This is a genomic window from Aquirufa sp. TARAVU-A1A, from assembly GCF_054558675.1.
In genome coordinates this window covers 138,155-155,769 of record NZ_JBPXKP010000006.1, presented here as the reverse complement: position 1 = coordinate 155,769, position 17,615 = coordinate 138,155, and the positions used below count along the sequence as shown (strand labels likewise).

Genomic DNA, 17,615 nt, shown 5'->3' with positions numbered 1-17,615 from the left:
ACATGTCAAATAAAACAAGCGCAGCCATAACCGGCGTGGCAGGATATGTCCCGGATTATGTGCTTACGAATGAAGAGTTAGAAAAACTCGTTGATACAAACGACGAATGGATCACAACCCGTACAGGAATCAAAGAGCGTCGCATTTTAAAAGGCGAAGGCCAAGGAACTTCTGTCATGGGAGCTAAAGCCGTAGAAGAATTATTACGCAAAACGAATACCACGCCAGACCAAGTTGACTTATTAATTTGTGCTACGGTTACACCTGATTACCTATTCCCTTCTGCGTCGAACATGATTTGCAAAGCAGTAGGAATTCGGGAGACCGCATCTTTTGATTTAGCTGCCGCGTGCTCTGGTTTCTTAAATGCATTAGCCGTTGGCTCAGCTTTCATCGAAGCCGGTCGTTATAAAAAAGTGATCATCGTGGGTGCTGATAAAATGTCGGCAATCGTTGATTACACAGACCGTACAACTTGCATCCTTTTTGGAGACGGTGCCGCAGCGGTAATGTTGGAACCAAATACTGAAGGCCTAGGCGTACAAGACTTCATCTTGAAGTCGGACGGTGAAGGTTGCGAAAGTTTGATGCAAAAAGGCGGCGGTAGCGCCTACCCTCCTACGCATGAAACTGTGGAGCAAAAATTACATTACATCCGTCAAGAAGGACAAGCTGTATATAAATTTGCGGTAACGCGCATGGCGAATGTTTCGGCAGAAATCATGGAGCGCAATCACTTAGTAGGAGATGATATTCGTTTCTTAGTTCCGCACCAGGCCAACAAGCGTATTATTGATGCAACGGCGAGCCGCATGGGTGTGAGTGAAGATAAGGTGATGTTGAACATCCAAAAATATGGCAATACAACAGCCGCAACGATCCCATTATGTTTATGGGATTATGAAAACCAGTTGAAAAAAGGAGATAAATTGATACTAGCTGCCTTCGGGGGTGGCTTTACTTGGGGATCCGCTTATTTAACTTGGGCGTACGATCCCAAATAATTAACAAAACACAATGGCAACTACAGCAGATATTAAAAATGGCATGGTGATCAAATACAATGACGATTTATATTCGATCATTGAATTCCTTCACGTAAAACCAGGAAAAGGTCCAGCGTTTGTTCGGACAAAATTACGTTCATTAACTTCGGGTAAAGTAATCGACAATACCTTCAATTCAGGTGTGACGATTTACCCGGTACGTGTTGAGCGCAGAAAATTCCAATTCATTTACAAGGATGAATTTGGCTTCAACTTCATGGACAACGAATCATTTGAGCAAATCCTTTTAGGCGAGAACCTATGTGTGATGGCAGATTTGATGAAAGAGGGACAAGAAGTAGAGATTTTGATCAACACCGAAGATGATTCGGCCTTATCATGCGAGTTACCTCCATTTGTGGAATTGAAAGTAACTTACACTGAACCCGGCGTTCGTGGCGATACGGCAAACTCCCCTAAAAAACCAGCAACGGTGGAAACAGGTGCAACCATTACGGTACCTATTTTCATTGAACAAGATGAATTAATCAAAGTAGATACAAGAACTTACTCATACGCAGAGCGCGTTAAGTAAATTCTACTACATTTGTCAAAACTTAGTAAACGGTCAACCTTTATTATATAACCGAAATGGATACGAAAGAAATACAACGATTACTCGATTATATCGCAAAATCACCTCTTGCAGAAGTAAGCATCGAAACGGAAGGCTTAAAAGTTTCCGTGAAAAAAAATAGCACAGCAGCACCTACGGTTACAGTTGCGGCGGCTCCTGCTCCTGTAGCGGCAGCAGCACCTGTTGCAGCAGCTCCGGCAGCTCCGGCGGCGGCACCTGCAGCAGCACCCGTTGCTGATAATTTATACACGGTAAAATCACCGATGATCGGAACATTCTACCGGGCAGCAGGTCCAGATAAAGATAACTACGTAGAAGTAGGATCCGAAATCGCACCAGGCAAAACGCTTTGCATGATTGAGGCGATGAAATTGTTTAACGAGATCGACTCAGAAGTATCGGGTAAAATCGTTAAAATTTTAGTGGATAATGCAAGCCCAGTGGAGTTTGACCAACCATTATTCTTGGTAGAAAAAGCTTAATTATGAGCCTAGCGCATACCACCTTAGGTTTGAGTATGCGATTAGACAAATCAATTACTATGTTTAAAAAAATACTAATTGCAAACCGTGGAGAGATCGCCTTGCGCATCATCCGTACTTGCAAGGAAATGGGAATAAAAACGGTTGCTGTTTACTCAACAGCTGATCGGGAAAGTTTACACGTGCGCTTTGCGGACGAGGCCGTTTGTATCGGACCGCCGCCAAGCCGTGATTCTTATTTGAGCATTCCAGCGTTAATTTCAGCGGCAGAAGTAACCGGTGCGGATGCAATCCACCCAGGTTACGGTTTCCTATCAGAAAATGCGGAATTTTCACGCATTTGTGCCGAACACAGCATCAAATTTATTGGTGCTTCAGCCGAGATGATCAACCAAATGGGTGACAAAGCTACTGCCAAAGATACCATGAAGAAAGCAGGCGTTCCTGTTATCCCGGGTTCAGACGGTTTGCTTGACACGGTTGAAGAAGCCATTGAATTAGCTAAAACAATTGTATATCCTGTTATCATCAAGGCAACTGCCGGCGGTGGAGGACGTGGTATGCGGATCATCCGTGAGGAATCAGAATTCCGTAAATTATGGGATGATGCCAAAATGGAAGCAGCAGCGGCATTTGGAAACGATGGCATGTACATGGAGAAATTCGTGGAAGAGCCACGTCATATTGAGATCCAAGTCGTAGGTGATAAATTTGGTAAAGTATGTCACCTTTCTGAGCGTGATTGTTCAATCCAACGTCGTCACCAAAAATTGTGCGAGGAAACACCTTCACCGGCATTGACCGACGAGCTTCGTAAGAAAATGGGCGAAGCGGCAATTGCTGGCGCAACGGCGATTGGCTATGAAGGAGCTGGAACGATTGAGTTTTTGGTAGACAAAAACGGAGACTTCTACTTCATGGAAATGAATACACGTATTCAAGTGGAGCATCCGATTACCGAAGAAGTAACGGATTTCGATTTGATCAAGGAGCAAATTAAAGTAGCAGCTGGCATCCCTATTTCAGGCCAAAACTACTTCCCGAAATTATATGCCTTAGAGTGTCGGATTAACGCGGAGGATCCAGCACATGGATTCCGTCCATCACCGGGTAAAATTACCAACTTACACCTTCCTGGTGGACACGGTGTCAGAATTGACTCCCACGTTTATTCAGGATATACAATCCCGCCAAATTACGATTCAATGATTGCGAAAGTAATCGTAAGTGGACAAAGCCGCGAAGAGGTATTACTTCGTATGAAGCGCGCGCTCCAAGAATTCGTAATTGAAGGTGTAAAAACAACGATTCCATTCCATATTAAATTGATGGATGACCCTGGTTTTCAATCAGGTAAGTTCACAACGGCCTTCATGGAGACATTTGATATGTCGGGAATTTAGGATAAAAAGTGTGTTTAAAGGAAGGAGGCCTAGGCCTCCTTTTTTATTGGCAAATATTTTCCATTAGGTATTGCATATTAGTTCTTGATTTTCTAAATTTGCACTCCCATTTTTCGATTGAATGCCCGTTTGAAAGATAAAATAGGTCATAATCAAATCCTTAGGACAAATTCCGTGGTCTTGGTGGAAATGATTCAACAGTTAAACATTATTAATAGTGGATACTTTAAGTTACAAAACGATCTCTGCCAATAAAGCTACAGTTCAAAAGGACTGGGTGGTAGTAGACGCAGAAAACCAAATTTTAGGTCGTCTTTGCTCTGAAATCGCGAAAATCATTCGTGGTAAGCACAAGGCTTCATACACACCGCACGTAGATTGTGGAGATCAAGTGATCGTCATCAACGCGGACAAAGTTCGTTTGACAGGTAAGAAAATGACTGACAAGGTTTACATCCGTCACACGGGGTATCCAGGTGGTCAACGTTTTGCTACACCACGTGAGGTTTTAGCTAAAAACCCAAGAGGTGTTGTCGAAGCAGCCGTAAAAGGTATGTTGCCTAAAAATCGTTTAGGACGTGCTTTATTCAACAACTTATTTGTATATGCAGGATCTGAGCATCCACATGCAGCACAACAACCTAAAGAAATCAAGTTTTAACGGACATTACAATGGCAGAAATAACAAGTAAAATCGGAAGAAGAAAGACAGCTATTGCTCGTATTTCCATGACTCCTGGTAAAGGCCAAATCAAAATTAATGGCCGTACATTGACTGATTACTTCCCATCTGAAATTCTTCAGATTGTTGTCAATCAGCCATTCGCTTTAACGAACACAGTAGGTTCATTTGATGTAACAGCTAACGTAGATGGCGGTGGTATCAAAGGACAAGCTGAAGCGCTTCGTTTAGCAATTTCACGTGCACTTCAAACGCAAGATGCAGAATTACGTTCTCCTTTGAAAAAAGAAGGATTCTTAACGCGTGACCCTCGTATGGTTGAGCGTAAGAAACCAGGACGTGCGAAAGCTCGTAAGAGATTCCAGTTCTCTAAGCGTTAAAAAGGGTCCGTGGAAAAGGCTTGTCTGTTGCCGATGCCTTTTCCACTTTTTTATTATTCACATTCTTAAACAACCAAAATGGCACAATTAAGCTACAACGACTTGCTTGACGCAGGCGTTCACTTCGGTCACTTGACACGTAAGTGGGATCCAAAAATGGCTCCATACATCTTTATGGAGAAAAATGGTATCCACATCATTGATCTTAACAAAACAATTTCTAGCCTTGAAGAAGCTTCGCAAGCAATGCGTGCTATCGTTCGTTCTGGTCGCAAGATCATGTTCGTTGCGACTAAAAAACAAGCGCAAGAAGTAGTAACTGCTGAAGCAGATAAATTAAAGATGCCATACGTAACTGACCGTTGGTTAGGTGGTATGTTGACAAACTTCGCGACTGTACGTAAGTCCATCAAGAAAATGTCAAGCATCGACAAGATGTTAAAAGACGAAGTTATTGTTAAAACCCTTGCGAAACGTGAGCGTTTAATGATGACTCGTGAGGAGGAGAAATTAAAGCGTGTGTTAGGTGGTATCACCGACTTGACTCGTCTACCAGCGGCATTGTTCGTGATTGACGTGAAGCGTGAGCACATCGCTGTATCTGAAGCTAAGAAATTGGGTATCCCCGTTTTCGCTATGTGTGATACAAACTCGAATCCTGAATTAGTAGACTTCCCTATCCCTGCTAATGATGATGCGTACAAATCAATCGCTATTATCGTAAAAGCAATCAGCAAAGCAATCGAAGAAGGTTTATCTGAGCGTAAGCAAGATAAAGACGATGCGCGTATCGCTGAAGAGGAAGAAGCAAAACGTGCGGTAGACGCAACAGATGCTCAAGAAGCTGCTAAGGTAGCCGCTAAGTACGAAAAAGAAGCAGAACAAGAATAAACAATATTCATATTATGTCAATTACAGCCGCAGACGTTAATAAATTACGCCAAATGACTGGCGCTGGGATGATGGATTGCAAGAAAGCTTTGACTGAAGCCAATGGTGACTTCGAAGCTGCAGTCGATATCCTTCGCAAAGCAGGTCAAAAAGTAGCAGCAAAACGCGCTGACAACGAAACCAACGAAGGTGTCGTGTTAATCGCAATGAACGCAGATCACTCAAACGGTAAATTAATTGCCCTTGCTTGTGAAACTGAGCCCGTTTCTAAAGTTGAAGATTTCAACAACTTAGCTAAAAACATCTTAGATGCTGCCGTGAAATCACACGCTCCATCTGCACATGATTTATTAGCTGAGCCTTTAGCTGATGGCCGTTCGGTAGAAGGACACATCATCGAGCTTACTGGTAAAATTGGTGAGAAAATCACGTTAGCTGCTTACGAGAATATCACAGCGGAAAAAGTTGTATCTTACATCCACTCAAATAACAAAATCGGTGTATTAGTAGCATTCGAAAATGTACAAGGATTTGATGTGGCTGAAGTAGGCAAGGACATCGCGATGCAAATCACTGCGATGAAACCCGTTGCTTTAGACAAAGACGGTGTTGATGCTGAAACGATCGAGCGTGAAATCGAGATCGGAAAAGATCAAGCTCGTCAAGAAGGCAAGCCAGAAGCTATGCTAGAAAAAATCGCTGTAGGTAAATTAGAGAAGTTCTACAAAGAGCAAACTTTATTGAACCAACAGTTCGTTAAGGATTCTTCGATCACGATTCGTCAATATGTTGAGTCGGCTCAAAAAGGATTAACAATCGCTTCTTTCAAGCGTATTGCTTTAGTCTAATCCCTAATTAAGTATTAAAAAGGTCAGCCCAACAGCTGACCTTTTTTTGTTGGCTAAATTATCCCCACCTGCCCCCTCGCCGCTTGAATTAATCGGGACAATTTTCTAAATTGTGGTAAAATTTAGTTTTAACATTTTCGAACAAAATAAGCTGCAATGGCCCAGATTGTGATATTAGGTGGAGGTGAAAGTGGTGTAGGCGCTGCCTTATTAGCGCAAGCCCAAGGACATCAAGTCTTTCTCTCCGACCAAGGTGAACTCAAGGCCGCTTATCAGTCGGAATTAAGCCAACATCAAATACCCTTCGAGTCAGGCCAACATACCCTCGAGCGTATTTTGCAAGCCGATGAAATTATCATCAGCCCAGGTATTCCAGAAAAATCTGCGATTGTTCAAGCCATCAAAAAACAAGGAATATCCCTCGTTTCTGAAATCGAATATGCTGCACGCTATACCAATGCGAAAATTATTGCCATTACAGGAAGTAACGGAAAAACAACAACTACCCTCCTCACCTATCACCTACTAAAAGAAGCCGGATACCATGTAGGACTGGCTGGGAACATAGGCCAAAGCTTTGCCAAACAAGTATTGGAAAAGTCCTTCGACTGGTATGTTTTGGAAATTTCTAGCTTCCAGCTTGACCGGTGCTTTCAATTTGCGCCCGATATTGCCGTATTGGTTAACATTACCCCCGATCACCTCGATCGCTACGAATATAAATTTGAAAACTATATCCACTCCAAGTTCCGTATTTTTCAAAATGCGAAAGCAGCAACAACTTGCATCTATTGGGGGGATGATGAAGTAATCCAACAATACAAGAACTTAATTCCTGCCAGCACGCAGAAACAAGAAATTCATTTTGCGCCAGCTACAGGAAGCGCGACCATCACCGAAGTTGAAATTATTTTCGAGAAGGGTCGAATACTTCGTGCGACAGCTCCGATTCAAGGCCCACACAATGCCATGAACATGTCGGCAGCTATTCTCGCAGCTACAGCAGCTGGAGTGAGCTGGGAGGCGATTATCAAGAACTTACCCACATTCCAAAATGCGCCCCACCGCCTAGAACCTTGCGGGGAATGGAATGGTGTGCGCTTCATCAATGATTCCAAGGCAACGAATGTAGATGCTGTTTACTATGCCTTAAACAGCTTTAATCAGCCCATCATCCTGATCATAGGAGGTGTAGACAAAGGCAATGAATACGAAGTCTTAGATACGCTCGTGAAAGAGAAAGTGAAAGGAATGATTTGCCTGGGAACGGATAACAGCAAATTAGAAAATCATTTTGGACTAATGCTGTCGCATTTTAACCAAACCGACAAACTTGAAGCTGCCGTTCAACAAGCCATGGATTGGGCTAAAGAAGGGGACATTGTTCTCCTCTCTCCCGCTTGTGCAAGTTTCGACTTATTCAAAAATTACGAAGACCGCGGTGACCAATTCAAGGCTACTGTCAAAAAATTGACCCATGGAAGCTAAAATCACTAAATACATCAAAGAACACTTAGTGGGCGATTACCAAATCTGGTTCATCGTCCTACTCTTGAACATCTTCGGTTTGTTGATTCAATTTTCAACGAAAAGTCGGATGACCATGAGTGGCCCCTTTGAACCCTTAACTTCCATCGTGAAAACCATCGGGATTCTCATCGCATCATTCTACCTGATGTCATGGATATCGCGCCAGAATTACATCAAAATCACCCGATTCAGCAATATCTTTCTCTTCCTGTCCTGGGCACTAATCCTGTTTGCCTATTTCTTCGGAGAAAGCAAAGGGGGCGCCAGTCGCTGGATTAACTTGGGTTTTGTGTCGTTCATGCCTTCGGATATGGCGAAATTATGCCTCACGGCTAGTTTGGCGAAGATTTTTTCGACCCGACAAGCAGACCAAAGTCAATACAACATTGCAACGGCTATCGTGATTCTGATCTTGATTGGTGTTACCTGTTTCCTAATCATGCTGTCGAATTTCTCGACAAGTATCTTGATTTTTATGACGAGTATTGTCTTGATGTTTTTTGGTCGGGTACCCATCAAATACATCAGCGGTATTGTAGGAATCGTAGCCTTTCTTGCCGTCATGGTGGTTTCCTTGGGAATTGGCCAGCGTGCCGCAACGGTTCGTTCTCGTATCGCTACCTTCATTACGCGTGTCAGCGAACACGATAAATCGAAGTTGAAGGAGATGAATAAGAGCGATGAAAACTACCAAATCAACTTAAGTAAATATGCGATTTCCACGGGTGCTCTAATTCCCAAAGGACCTGGAAATAGTCAATATCGTTATCTTTTATCTCAAGCTGAATCCGATTTTATTTACGCGATAATCTTGGAAGAATATGGATTATTTATGGGAATCCTCATCCCACTGTTTTTCCTCTGGTTTATGTGGCGAGGTTCATCTGTGATTCGATACAGTGGCAAGCCCCTCGGTGGATTGCTTTCCGCAGGATTAACATTTTCAATCGTTATTCAGGCCTTCATTAATATGTTGGTTGCCGTAGGAGCAGGACCGGTAACGGGCCAGCCTTTGCCCATGATTTCCGCGGGTGGAACTTCATTGGTATTTACAGCAATCAGCATCGGACTTATTTTATCCATCAGCCGCGACAAGGAAATGGAAACTAAAATTTAATTACTTTGAGTATCAAACGCGTTATTATTTCAGGAGGAGGAACAGGAGGTCACATCTACCCGGCTATCGCCATTGCATCTGCTTTAAAAGAAATTGATCCAGCGATCGAATTCTTATTCGTAGGTGCGGAAGGCAAAATGGAAATGGAAAAAGTTCCCAAAGCAGGTTTCAAGATTATCGGCCTACCGATCGTCGGCATCAACCGCGCACATCTTCTGAAAAACCTATTATTTCCTGTAAAATTGGCCAAAAGCCTTTTAAAAGCATTCCAAATATTAGCTGATTTTAAACCCGATGTAGCTATCGGCGTAGGAGGCTATGCTTCTGGACCGATGTTATTAGCAGCTTGGGCCAAAGGAGTCCCATTTTATATCCAAGAGCAAAATTCCTATGCGGGAATTACCAATAAGGCCTTGAGCTCAAAAGCCAAGCAAATATTTGTTGCCTACCCAGGCATGGAGAAATTTTTCAGCCCATCTAAATTAATCCTTTCAGGTAATCCCGTTCGGAAAGATTTAATCGATATTTCTGGTAAGAAAGCGGTGGCGGCTAAACAATTCGGTTTATCCCCAGATAAACCCACTATCTTAATCATTGGCGGAAGCCAAGGCGCGCGCAGCATCAATCAAGCGATTTTACATGGACTTGAGGCATTGGCAGCATCGGATGTGCAAATCGTTTGGCAAACGGGTGTTAGTTTTGAGTCGGAGGCCAAAGCAGCCTGCGAGAAATTCCCAGCACTGCCATCGTATGTCTCGGCATTTATTTACGAAATGGATTTGGCGTATGCCATGGCCGACTTAGTCGTATCCCGTGCGGGAGCTTTATCCGTTTCAGAAATTTGTTTGGCAGGAAAACCAAGCGTTTTGGTCCCATTCCCAAATGCGGCGGAAGACCACCAAACAGAAAATGCGAAAAGCCTCGTGCAAGAAAATGCAGCCATATTAGTGCTGGATGCCCAAGCGAAGGAAAACCTAGTTCCTACCGCGCTTAAAACATTAGCAGACAAAAACCTATTAGCTACCCTAGCTGAAAATAGTTTTGGCATGGGAAAACCCAAGGCAGCCCAAGAAATTGCAGAAACCATTCTAAAGAATTCCACATGCGCATAGATATCAAATTAGCTGAGCTGAAACAAGTGTACTTTTTAGGAATTGGCGGGATTGGTATGTCGGCGCTCGCGCGTTGGTTCCTGCAAAATGGATTTCCCGTGGCTGGCTATGATAAAACAGAAAGCCCCCTGACAAAAACGCTTGTTGAGGAAGGCATGGACATTCATTACAGCGATGATGTTTCTTTGATACCCGCGATTTGTCTAGAAAACCCAGCGGCATGCTTGTTCATTTACACACCGGCAATCCCAGCTGATCACATTGAGAAAAACTACTTGTTGGGCCAGGGAATTACCTTATGGAAACGTTCGCAGATTCTCGGATGGATGACCGAACAAATCCCAACTCTGGCGGTCGCAGGAACACATGGAAAAACGACTACATCTTCTCTATTGACCCATTTATTGGTTCACGCGCATAAAAATGTCACGGCATTTTTAGGAGGAATTACCCAAAACTATGGGACAAATTTCATCCCAAATAAAGGGCAAGAAAATATCGTATCCGTTGTGGAAGCAGATGAATACGATCGTTCTTTTTTGACCTTGTATCCACAAGCAGCAGTTGTAACTTCAACCGATGCGGATCATTTGGATATTTATGGTGCGGCAGAACAAGTGTTGGAATCATTCCAATTATTTGTTGACCAAATTAAGCCCGGCGGCTTTTTCATTCAAAAAGCGGGACTAAATTTAAAAGGCCCTGCAGATTCAAAGACTTTTGGAATCGAGCAAGGAGATTATCAAGCGAAAAATATTCGCATTGAAAATCACCGCATGGTATTTGATATGCTATATCCTGGCGGAAGCATCAGCGATATTCCAATGCGCATTCCAGGATTTCATAACATTGAAAATGCCTTGGCTGCGGCAGCTTTGGCCATGTACCACGGACTTACAGCGGAGGAAGTAAAAGCGGGTATCGCGAGCTTTAAAGGCGTTAAACGCCGCTTTGAGTACCACGTAGAAACGCCTGAACATGTGCTGATCGACGACTATGCACACCATCCTACGGAAATTACGGCTTGTTTGAAGTCGGTGAAGGCTTTGTATCCCAATGAAAAATTGGTCGCCGTATTTCAACCACACTTATTTTCGAGAACCCGTGATTTTCTAGCCGATTTCGGAGAAAGCTTAGGATTGGCTGACGAAATTTATTTGTTGGATATTTATCCGGCCAGAGAATTACCAATTCCAGGCATTGATTCGAATTTATTATTGAAAAAAATCCCAAGCCAAAACAAGCAAGTAATTAGCAAATCAGCATTTATTGAGCGTATGAAACACGACAAGCCGAAACTTTTGGTGACAATGGGTGCTGGAGATATCGACTTGCTTTTGAATGATTTAAAAATGGCCGTAACTTCGTAGGATATTTTATCATGAATCAGAAAATTCGAATTGATTTCGCGCGTGTCAAAAAGCTAATCACCCTGGTGATATTAGCTGGCTTGGCCATTGGCGCAATCATATTCGCTGAGATGAATTACCGCGAAATCAAATGTACGGGAATCGTCATCAAATTAGATTCTGAGAACGAACGCCCACTTTTAAGCAAGCAAGACATCAACGTCATGGTCACGAATCAGGGAACTGATTATTTTGTCGACAAGCCTTTAGATGAAATTTCCTTACACAAAATTGAACAACGCGTGAAGAAGATTCCGCTTGTTAAATCTTGTGAGGCGCATCACGATTTCAGTGGAAAAATTATTGTTTCTGTCAAAGAATATCGCCCCATTGCACGTATTCTGCATTTTACGTCGGGTGAGTCTAATTACAAGGATCAATATGTCACGCATGAGGGAAAATTCATTGGGACAAGTTCCTTGTTTACGCCGCGCGTGCTGATTGCTTCGGGTCCCTTTTTTACAGGCAAACGCAAAGACTTATTGGACGAAAGAGGCAAGACCTTAATACCCTTATTTGAATTCATCAATAACGATGATTTCTGGCGTGCTCAGATAACGCAAGTCATCGTTGCGGCGGATGGCGGAGTCGTACTTATCCCTGCTATGGGACAAACGTATATAGACTTTGGTTTACCTATTAAAATTGAGACTAAATTCAAAAAACTAGCTTTGTTTTACAAGAAAATTATCCCCAATAAAGGGTGGAATACATACCATTGGGTACACCTGAAATATAAGAATCAGGTAATTTGTGATTAATTGCCTAATTTTATATTTTAGTAGAATTCAACATAATTTCAGTTCTTATTTTATATGCGAAACGATTTAATCATTGGTCTAGATATTGGTAGTTCATCTGTACGCGCTGTAGCCGGTAAGCAAACAGCAAATGGTACGTTGGAAATCGTCGCTACTGGATCTTCAAGTACATCCGGGTATATTTTACACGGGGAAATCGTTAACATCAATAAGACATCAATGGCGATTGCTGACGCCATTAATCAAATTGCGCAGGCACTACCTGGCAAGTCAAAAGAATATTATTTCTCTTCGAATTTATCAGGAAGTCACATCAAGGTAACGCCTTTTACGATCTCGAAAACGCGCAAAAACGCATCCGATCCGGTAACGGTTAAGGATATTCTTGATATCACTGAAGAAGCGAAAAAGAATGTCGCAGAGAAAAATCCCTGCGTGTTACATACGCTCCCAATAGGGTTTAAAGTGGGGAATTTACCCGAAACGCTGGAACCGATTGGCCAAATTGGCGCTACGATTCAAGGCAATTTCATGGTCATCACGGCCCAATTGGACAAATTTGAACTATTTAGCCGTACCTTAAAATCTGCCGAATCAGATCATATCAAAGGGGGAAATTTATATTTCAGCCCATTAGCGAGTTCAAGCTCCGTATTAAATGCTGATGAAAAGCAACAAGGTGTCGTTTTAGTAGACATCGGTAGTGGTACTACGGAAATTAGCATCTACCAAAACAAACGCTTAAAACATGCGACTGTATTAAACTGGGGTGGCGATCGCATCACAGAAGATTTACGCCTAGGTTTAGACATAACTTCTGAACATGCAGAGGCCTTGAAAACACGATTTGGGACGGCCCTACATCGTTTGATCGATTTAAATGAAGTTGTGTTGATTCCAGGTATTGCAGGAAGAAAACCAACACCCATTTCGGTTAAAAACGTTGCGATCATCATTGAGGAGCGCATGAAGGAATTAGCAGCAATCGTCATGGCTGAAATCCAAAAAACAACGCAAGCCCAACTCTTACGTGGAGGTATTGTCCTTTGTGGTGGTGGAGCTCAATTACCTGATCTCGATGATTTGTTCCAAAAAGTGACAGGCTTAGAAACACGCATTGGTTTACCTGACGCAACGGCTGCATTTGGCTTAACAACAGACATTAAAGACCCTGCATTCGCCACATCGATTGGGTTAGTGCAAGTATATTTTGATCAAATTAATGCTGCTGAAGAAAGCACGGAAGAAGTACCTAACATCCCATCTTCACAGCCAAGTCCACCCGATAGAACGAAGCCGAAACCTCCGAGCATCAAGGACATCTTTGGCCGTTTGGTAGACTCCCTAGTGGGTACCGAAGGGGACGATGGCGGAAGCTATTAATCGACATAAAAAAAGGCGCTAGTGATAGCGCCTTTTTTGTTATGCTTTGGGAGGTCTTTTCTTCCAGACCTTTTTCTTCCCTTTAAATCCACCACCTCCTGGCTTGAATACCTTCGCCTCGCCAGGATTGTAGGCAGGCGTTTCGCCAAATTCTTCTGGCACGGGAGATTTTGTTACTTCCTTTTCCAATAAACGTTCGATTGCTGCGAATTTACGCTGCTCCGCTTCGGTAATTAAGGTATATGCTGTTCCTTTCGTTTGGGCACGTGCCGTCCGACCAATCCGGTGGATATAATCCTCGCCGTCGTTCGGAACATCATAATTGATAACTAATTCGATTTCATCGATGTCAATTCCCCGACTCAAAATATCGGTAGCCACCAAGATTTTAGTCTTCTTATTCCGAAAATCTTGCAATACCTGCTCGCGTACGTCTTGTTCCAAATCGGAATGAATTTCTTCTACCGAGAATCGTGCACGTTTCAAATCAGAGGTTAAGGATTTTACATTCTGCTTCCGAGAACAGAATACAATGACGCGGGTATAATCTTGGCGCTTCAATAAATGTTTAACCAACGCACTTTTTTGCTTTTCATACACCACAAAAGCCTCTTGTACGATGGCCTCAGGGGGTTTAGAAACCGCGATCGTTACTTCGACAGGGTCTTGCATTAATTTACGAGCGAGGTCTCGCATTTTGGGTGGCATCGTCGCAGAGAATAAAAGGTTTTGACGCTCCTTGGGTAAATATCCCGTAATCTTCATCAGATCGTCGTGGAAACCCATGTCCAACATGCGATCCGCCTCATCCAAAACCAAATACTTCACATGCTTCAAGTCGACATAACCCATATTCAAATGGGCAATCATGCGACCTGGTGTGCAAACAACCAATTCAACCCCAGAAGTTAATGCCGTCTTTTCCGTTGTAAAGGAATTTCCATCACCTCCGCCATATACGGGCATGCAACTCACATTGGTAAAATAGCCTAAACCTTCCATGTTCCCAGCAATTTGAACAGCTAGTTCACGGGTAGGGACAATGATCAATGCATTAATGTGATTTTCGGAATGTTCTTCCGTCAATAGTTTATGTATAATCGGCAACAAAAACGCCGCCGTTTTTCCCGTACCAGTCTGAGCCGATGCTAGAACATCGCGTCCGGCTAAAATTGGCTTCATCACCTGCTCTTGTACAGGTGTGGCCGTCTTATAGCCCATGGATTCGATCCCCTCTAATAATTTTTCGGCTAAGCCTAGTTCTCTGAATGTCAAAATGTTTTTGTTAAGACTTTAGACGTTGGACTTTGGTCATTAGACCAGGTTCAACATGTAAAATCATATGAATAAATTAGACGTTAGACATTAGACGTTGGCCGCTAGACCAGGTTTAACATGTAAAATCATAAAAATTAATACTTCTAACGTCAAACGACTAATGCCCAACGTCCAATATGTAAAATCATATAAAAATTAATACTTCTAACGTCTAACGTCTAAAGTCCAACGTCTAATACCCCATCTCCCTCTCTATCAACTGAATCAGAATATGAATCACCTTGATATGAATCTCTTGAATCCGGTCGGCATAACCGAAATGATCAACGCGTACTTCGAAAACATGGTCGAAAGCTGCTAATTGGCCACCGTCTTTGCCTGTCAATAAAACAACCGACATTCCTTTCGCCTGAGCAGCTTTCACCGCCTCAATAATATTGGCCGAATTCCCACTCGTTGATATACCAAATAGGACATCCCCCGCATTTCCTAAGCCCTCAATAAAGCGTGAAAAGACATAATTATAGCCAAAATCATTACTCACACAGGAAATGTGTGATGGGTCAGAAATCGCCATCGCAGCCAATGCTGGACGGTTTTCCCGGTAACGTCCGGATAATTCTTCCGCGAAATGCATCGCATCGCAATGGCTTCCACCATTTCCACAGGCAATGATTTTTTTGCCTTGTTGGAGCGCACCCACTAAACAATTAGCTGCTTTTTCGATGGATTCTATTTTAGCTGGATTGCTAAAAAACTGATCTAAAACCTGTTGGGCTTCCTGAAGATTGGCTTGAATGATATCTTTCAACTGCGTTTAATTTTGCGTAAAGATACGCATAATTTAAAAATCCCCACCGGCTCCGCCTCCACCAAAATCGCCACCACCAAAACCGCCAAAATCAAAGCCTCCACCGCCCGAAGATCCACCCCGGTCATATCCACCGCCACCTAAGAATATTGGAGGAAAAAACATGCCGCCTCCTCGCGATCCTGGGCCAGATCCTCCACCCTTATTTTTGATGGCACGAATAATATTAATGATGATAATGATCAAGAAGACAATAATAAACACCGGAATTCCGGATGGCTCATCAGAACCTTCCGACTGGAATTGCCCACTGGCCCGCTGCATCATTTCTGTCGTGGCGGCATCCAAACCATTGTAATAATCGCCACGTTTGAAATACGGTTTCAGAATTCGATTGATGATTCGTTTGCAAATCGCATCTGGCAATACATCCTCGATCCCACGCCCTGTGACAATCCGAATTTTCCGATTGTCCATGGATACCAAAATCACAACACCGTTGTTCTTTCCTTTTTGGCCTACACCCCAACCCTTACCAATCGCCATGGCATAATCGTAAGGATCAGCATCTCCCGTGGTAGAAACTAAAACAATCGAAAATTGTGTCGATGTAGAATCCGCATAGCCACGTAATTTCTGCTCCAATTGTTGGGCTTCATTCGCCTGCAACAAGCCGGCTTGATCCAACAAATACCCGTTGGGCTTTGCAGGAATATCCTGCCCACAGAGGGTCAAAGAAAGCAATAAAAATCCAATAATTAACCTGAAGCTATTCCCCATACGACAACTCATCCGATAATTCATTCACATCATCCCGCTGGTACGGAAAATAAATTGCTAAGGCCTCTCCGATCCGACGAACGCCTAAGGCGAGTCCGGCACCGAATTCTTCCTTCGCTAATAAAGGGCGCATCTCATCCCGAATGGTTTCCCAAAATTCAAGTGGCACATTGGCATCAATCCCCTTATCCCCGATGATCGAAAATTTACGATCCTTCACGGCTAAATAAACCAATACCCCATTTTGCAAATCTGTTTTTTGCATCCCTAATTGAAAAAAGAGCACCTTCGATCGCTCGATCGGGTGCCCTTCACAATGACTTTCCACGTGTACACGAATTTCCCCAGAAGTCTTTTTTTCTGCCTCCTGGATCGCTTGAATAATTTCCGCCTCGTGTGCCGCGCTTAATTGCATCTTATTTTTTTTCGTCAAAATTAACCTCAGGTGCTTTCTCAGAACCTGCCTCCGCTTGGAAGAAACCTTTCTCTGTAAAACCAGAGAACGATGCGATTAAACTATTCGGGAATGTAACGATTAAGGAATTATATCCTTTGACCGAATCATTAAAACGATCACGCTCTTCTTTGATACGGTTTTCTGTTCCTTCCAATTGCGCTTGTAGCTCAGAGAAATTCTCTGTTGCTTTCAATTGCGGATAGTTTTCAGCCACCACCATCAAACGGGATAATGCGCCTCCTAAGGAAGATTGTGCCGCTTGGTATTTTTGCATATTCTCAGGACTTAAATCCTTTGCATCTAATTTCATTTGTGTTGCAGAAGCACGCGCCTCAATTACAGCTGTCAAGGTAGATTTCTCGAAATTCGCAACCCCCTGAACGGTTTTTACCAAATTAGGGATCAAATCCGCACGACGCTGATAAGCACTTTGCACATTTGCCCATGAGGCCTTCACCTCCTGGTCACTCGTCGCCATACTATTACGCGCACCTACACCCCAAAAAATAACCAAAGCAATTACGCCTAATACAATCCAAATTTTCTTGTTCATCGTTTAAAAAATTAAAGGTTTGTTGTCCGGCAAAGGTATAAATAATTCGATATGCCTTGCCAATTTTTACATCAAAATGCATTTTCGAGGATAAACGTTCCTTTTTCCTCCATAA

Annotated in this window: 19 protein-coding genes; 14 read left to right on the top strand and 5 right to left on the bottom strand. The window is 43.0% G+C overall.

Translation table 11 applies throughout. From position 1 onward, the window contains the following. The first annotated feature begins 2 nt into the window (after positions 1-2). From V7S75_RS09670 to ftsA, 14 genes are all read left to right on the top strand, one after another. Positions 3-1,004: a beta-ketoacyl-ACP synthase III gene (locus tag V7S75_RS09670; protein ID WP_459513465.1), complete on the top strand. Its 1,002-nt coding sequence runs from the start codon at positions 3-5 to the stop codon at positions 1,002-1,004. Positions 1,005-1,017: 13 nt separating this feature from the next. Continuing rightward, entirely contained in the window at positions 1,018-1,581 is a 564-nt protein-coding gene (gene efp, locus V7S75_RS09665; protein WP_377976880.1) for an elongation factor P, read from the top strand. 56 nt (positions 1,582-1,637) lie between these two features. Then, entirely contained in the window at positions 1,638-2,105 is a 468-nt protein-coding gene (gene accB, locus V7S75_RS09660) for an acetyl-CoA carboxylase biotin carboxyl carrier protein (protein ID WP_459513463.1), read from the top strand. A 59-nt stretch (positions 2,106-2,164) separates the two neighbouring features. After that, on the top strand, positions 2,165-3,508 hold the full coding sequence (gene accC, locus V7S75_RS09655; RefSeq protein ID WP_459513461.1) for an acetyl-CoA carboxylase biotin carboxylase subunit: 1,344 nt from the start codon (positions 2,165-2,167) through the stop codon (positions 3,506-3,508). A 217-nt stretch (positions 3,509-3,725) separates the two neighbouring features. Beyond that, entirely contained in the window at positions 3,726-4,169 is a 444-nt protein-coding gene (gene rplM / locus V7S75_RS09650; RefSeq protein ID WP_315577075.1) for a 50S ribosomal protein L13, read from the top strand. An 11-nt stretch (positions 4,170-4,180) separates the two neighbouring features. Continuing rightward, positions 4,181-4,570 carry a 30S ribosomal protein S9 gene (rpsI, locus tag V7S75_RS09645; protein WP_315577074.1) on the top strand — a complete coding sequence of 130 codons (390 nt, stop codon included), beginning with the start codon at positions 4,181-4,183 and terminating at the stop codon, positions 4,568-4,570. A 78-nt stretch (positions 4,571-4,648) separates the two neighbouring features. Then, positions 4,649-5,461, top strand: coding sequence for a 30S ribosomal protein S2 (gene rpsB, locus V7S75_RS09640; RefSeq protein WP_315577073.1), 813 nt, complete (start codon positions 4,649-4,651; stop codon positions 5,459-5,461). Between the two features lie 14 nt (positions 5,462-5,475). Beyond that, complete coding sequence (tsf, locus tag V7S75_RS09635) at positions 5,476-6,309, top strand: translation elongation factor Ts (RefSeq protein WP_459513459.1); 834 nt, start codon at positions 5,476-5,478, stop codon at positions 6,307-6,309. A 156-nt stretch (positions 6,310-6,465) separates the two neighbouring features. Further along, on the top strand, positions 6,466-7,797 hold the full coding sequence (gene murD, locus V7S75_RS09630) for a UDP-N-acetylmuramoyl-L-alanine--D-glutamate ligase (RefSeq protein WP_459513457.1): 1,332 nt from the start codon (positions 6,466-6,468) through the stop codon (positions 7,795-7,797). Continuing rightward, complete coding sequence (locus V7S75_RS09625) at positions 7,787-8,956, top strand: FtsW/RodA/SpoVE family cell cycle protein (RefSeq protein WP_459513455.1); 1,170 nt, start codon at positions 7,787-7,789, stop codon at positions 8,954-8,956. The genes murD and V7S75_RS09625 overlap by 11 nt, the downstream gene beginning before the upstream one ends. A gap of 11 nt (positions 8,957-8,967) precedes the next feature. Next, positions 8,968-10,068, top strand: a complete 1,101-nt coding sequence (gene murG, locus V7S75_RS09620) for an undecaprenyldiphospho-muramoylpentapeptide beta-N-acetylglucosaminyltransferase (RefSeq protein WP_459513563.1) — start codon at positions 8,968-8,970, stop codon at positions 10,066-10,068. Then, positions 10,059-11,438, top strand: a complete 1,380-nt coding sequence (gene murC / locus V7S75_RS09615) for a UDP-N-acetylmuramate--L-alanine ligase (RefSeq protein WP_459513453.1) — start codon at positions 10,059-10,061, stop codon at positions 11,436-11,438. Before murG ends, murC begins: the two co-directional genes overlap by 10 nt. Positions 11,439-11,449: 11 nt before the next feature. Beyond that, positions 11,450-12,238 (top strand): cell division protein FtsQ/DivIB, encoded by a 789-nt coding sequence (locus tag V7S75_RS09610; protein WP_459513451.1) that lies wholly within the window; start codon positions 11,450-11,452, stop codon positions 12,236-12,238. A gap of 54 nt (positions 12,239-12,292) precedes the next feature. Next, complete coding sequence (gene ftsA, locus V7S75_RS09605) at positions 12,293-13,621, top strand: cell division protein FtsA (protein ID WP_459513449.1); 1,329 nt, start codon at positions 12,293-12,295, stop codon at positions 13,619-13,621. Positions 13,622-13,660: 39 nt separating this feature from the next. Here ftsA and V7S75_RS09600 read toward each other — a convergent pair whose 3' ends face one another. The 5 genes from V7S75_RS09600 to V7S75_RS09580 form a co-directional block, all read right to left on the bottom strand. Further along, complete coding sequence (locus V7S75_RS09600; RefSeq protein WP_459513447.1) at positions 13,661-14,896, bottom strand: DEAD/DEAH box helicase; 1,236 nt, start codon at positions 14,894-14,896, stop codon at positions 13,661-13,663. A 235-nt stretch (positions 14,897-15,131) separates the two neighbouring features. After that, entirely contained in the window at positions 15,132-15,710 is a 579-nt protein-coding gene (gene lpcA, locus V7S75_RS09595; RefSeq protein ID WP_459513446.1) for a D-sedoheptulose 7-phosphate isomerase, read from the bottom strand. 33 nt (positions 15,711-15,743) lie between these two features. After that, on the bottom strand, positions 15,744-16,490 hold the full coding sequence (locus V7S75_RS09590) for a TPM domain-containing protein (RefSeq protein ID WP_459513444.1): 747 nt from the start codon (positions 16,488-16,490) through the stop codon (positions 15,744-15,746). Then, positions 16,480-16,905, bottom strand: a complete 426-nt coding sequence (locus V7S75_RS09585; protein WP_459513442.1) for a TPM domain-containing protein — start codon at positions 16,903-16,905, stop codon at positions 16,480-16,482. Before V7S75_RS09585 ends, V7S75_RS09590 begins: the two co-directional genes overlap by 11 nt. A gap of 1 nt (position 16,906) precedes the next feature. Next, on the bottom strand, positions 16,907-17,500 hold the full coding sequence (locus V7S75_RS09580; protein WP_377976867.1) for a LemA family protein: 594 nt from the start codon (positions 17,498-17,500) through the stop codon (positions 16,907-16,909). Between the last annotated feature and the right edge of the window lie 115 nt (positions 17,501-17,615).

Coding starts and splice junctions, on each gene's coding strand:
- V7S75_RS09670 (WP_459513465.1), top strand. CDS start 3: ATGTCAAATAAAACAAGCGCAGCCATAACCGGCGTGGCAGGATATGTC.
- murD (WP_459513457.1), top strand. CDS start 6,466: ATGGCCCAGATTGTGATATTAGGTGGAGGTGAAAGTGGTGTAGGCGCT.
- V7S75_RS09610 (WP_459513451.1), top strand. CDS start 11,450: ATGAATCAGAAAATTCGAATTGATTTCGCGCGTGTCAAAAAGCTAATC.
- accB (WP_459513463.1), top strand. CDS start 1,638: ATGGATACGAAAGAAATACAACGATTACTCGATTATATCGCAAAATCA.
- efp (WP_377976880.1), top strand. CDS start 1,018: ATGGCAACTACAGCAGATATTAAAAATGGCATGGTGATCAAATACAAT.
- V7S75_RS09625 (WP_459513455.1), top strand. CDS start 7,787: ATGGAAGCTAAAATCACTAAATACATCAAAGAACACTTAGTGGGCGAT.
- rpsI (WP_315577074.1), top strand. CDS start 4,181: ATGGCAGAAATAACAAGTAAAATCGGAAGAAGAAAGACAGCTATTGCT.
- V7S75_RS09585 (WP_459513442.1), bottom strand. CDS start 16,905: ATGCAATTAAGCGCGGCACACGAGGCGGAAATTATTCAAGCGATCCAG.
- V7S75_RS09580 (WP_377976867.1), bottom strand. CDS start 17,500: ATGAACAAGAAAATTTGGATTGTATTAGGCGTAATTGCTTTGGTTATT.
- ftsA (WP_459513449.1), top strand. CDS start 12,293: ATGCGAAACGATTTAATCATTGGTCTAGATATTGGTAGTTCATCTGTA.
- rpsB (WP_315577073.1), top strand. CDS start 4,649: ATGGCACAATTAAGCTACAACGACTTGCTTGACGCAGGCGTTCACTTC.
- accC (WP_459513461.1), top strand. CDS start 2,165: ATGTTTAAAAAAATACTAATTGCAAACCGTGGAGAGATCGCCTTGCGC.
- V7S75_RS09590 (WP_459513444.1), bottom strand. CDS start 16,490: ATGGGGAATAGCTTCAGGTTAATTATTGGATTTTTATTGCTTTCTTTG.
- tsf (WP_459513459.1), top strand. CDS start 5,476: ATGTCAATTACAGCCGCAGACGTTAATAAATTACGCCAAATGACTGGC.
- murC (WP_459513453.1), top strand. CDS start 10,059: ATGCGCATAGATATCAAATTAGCTGAGCTGAAACAAGTGTACTTTTTA.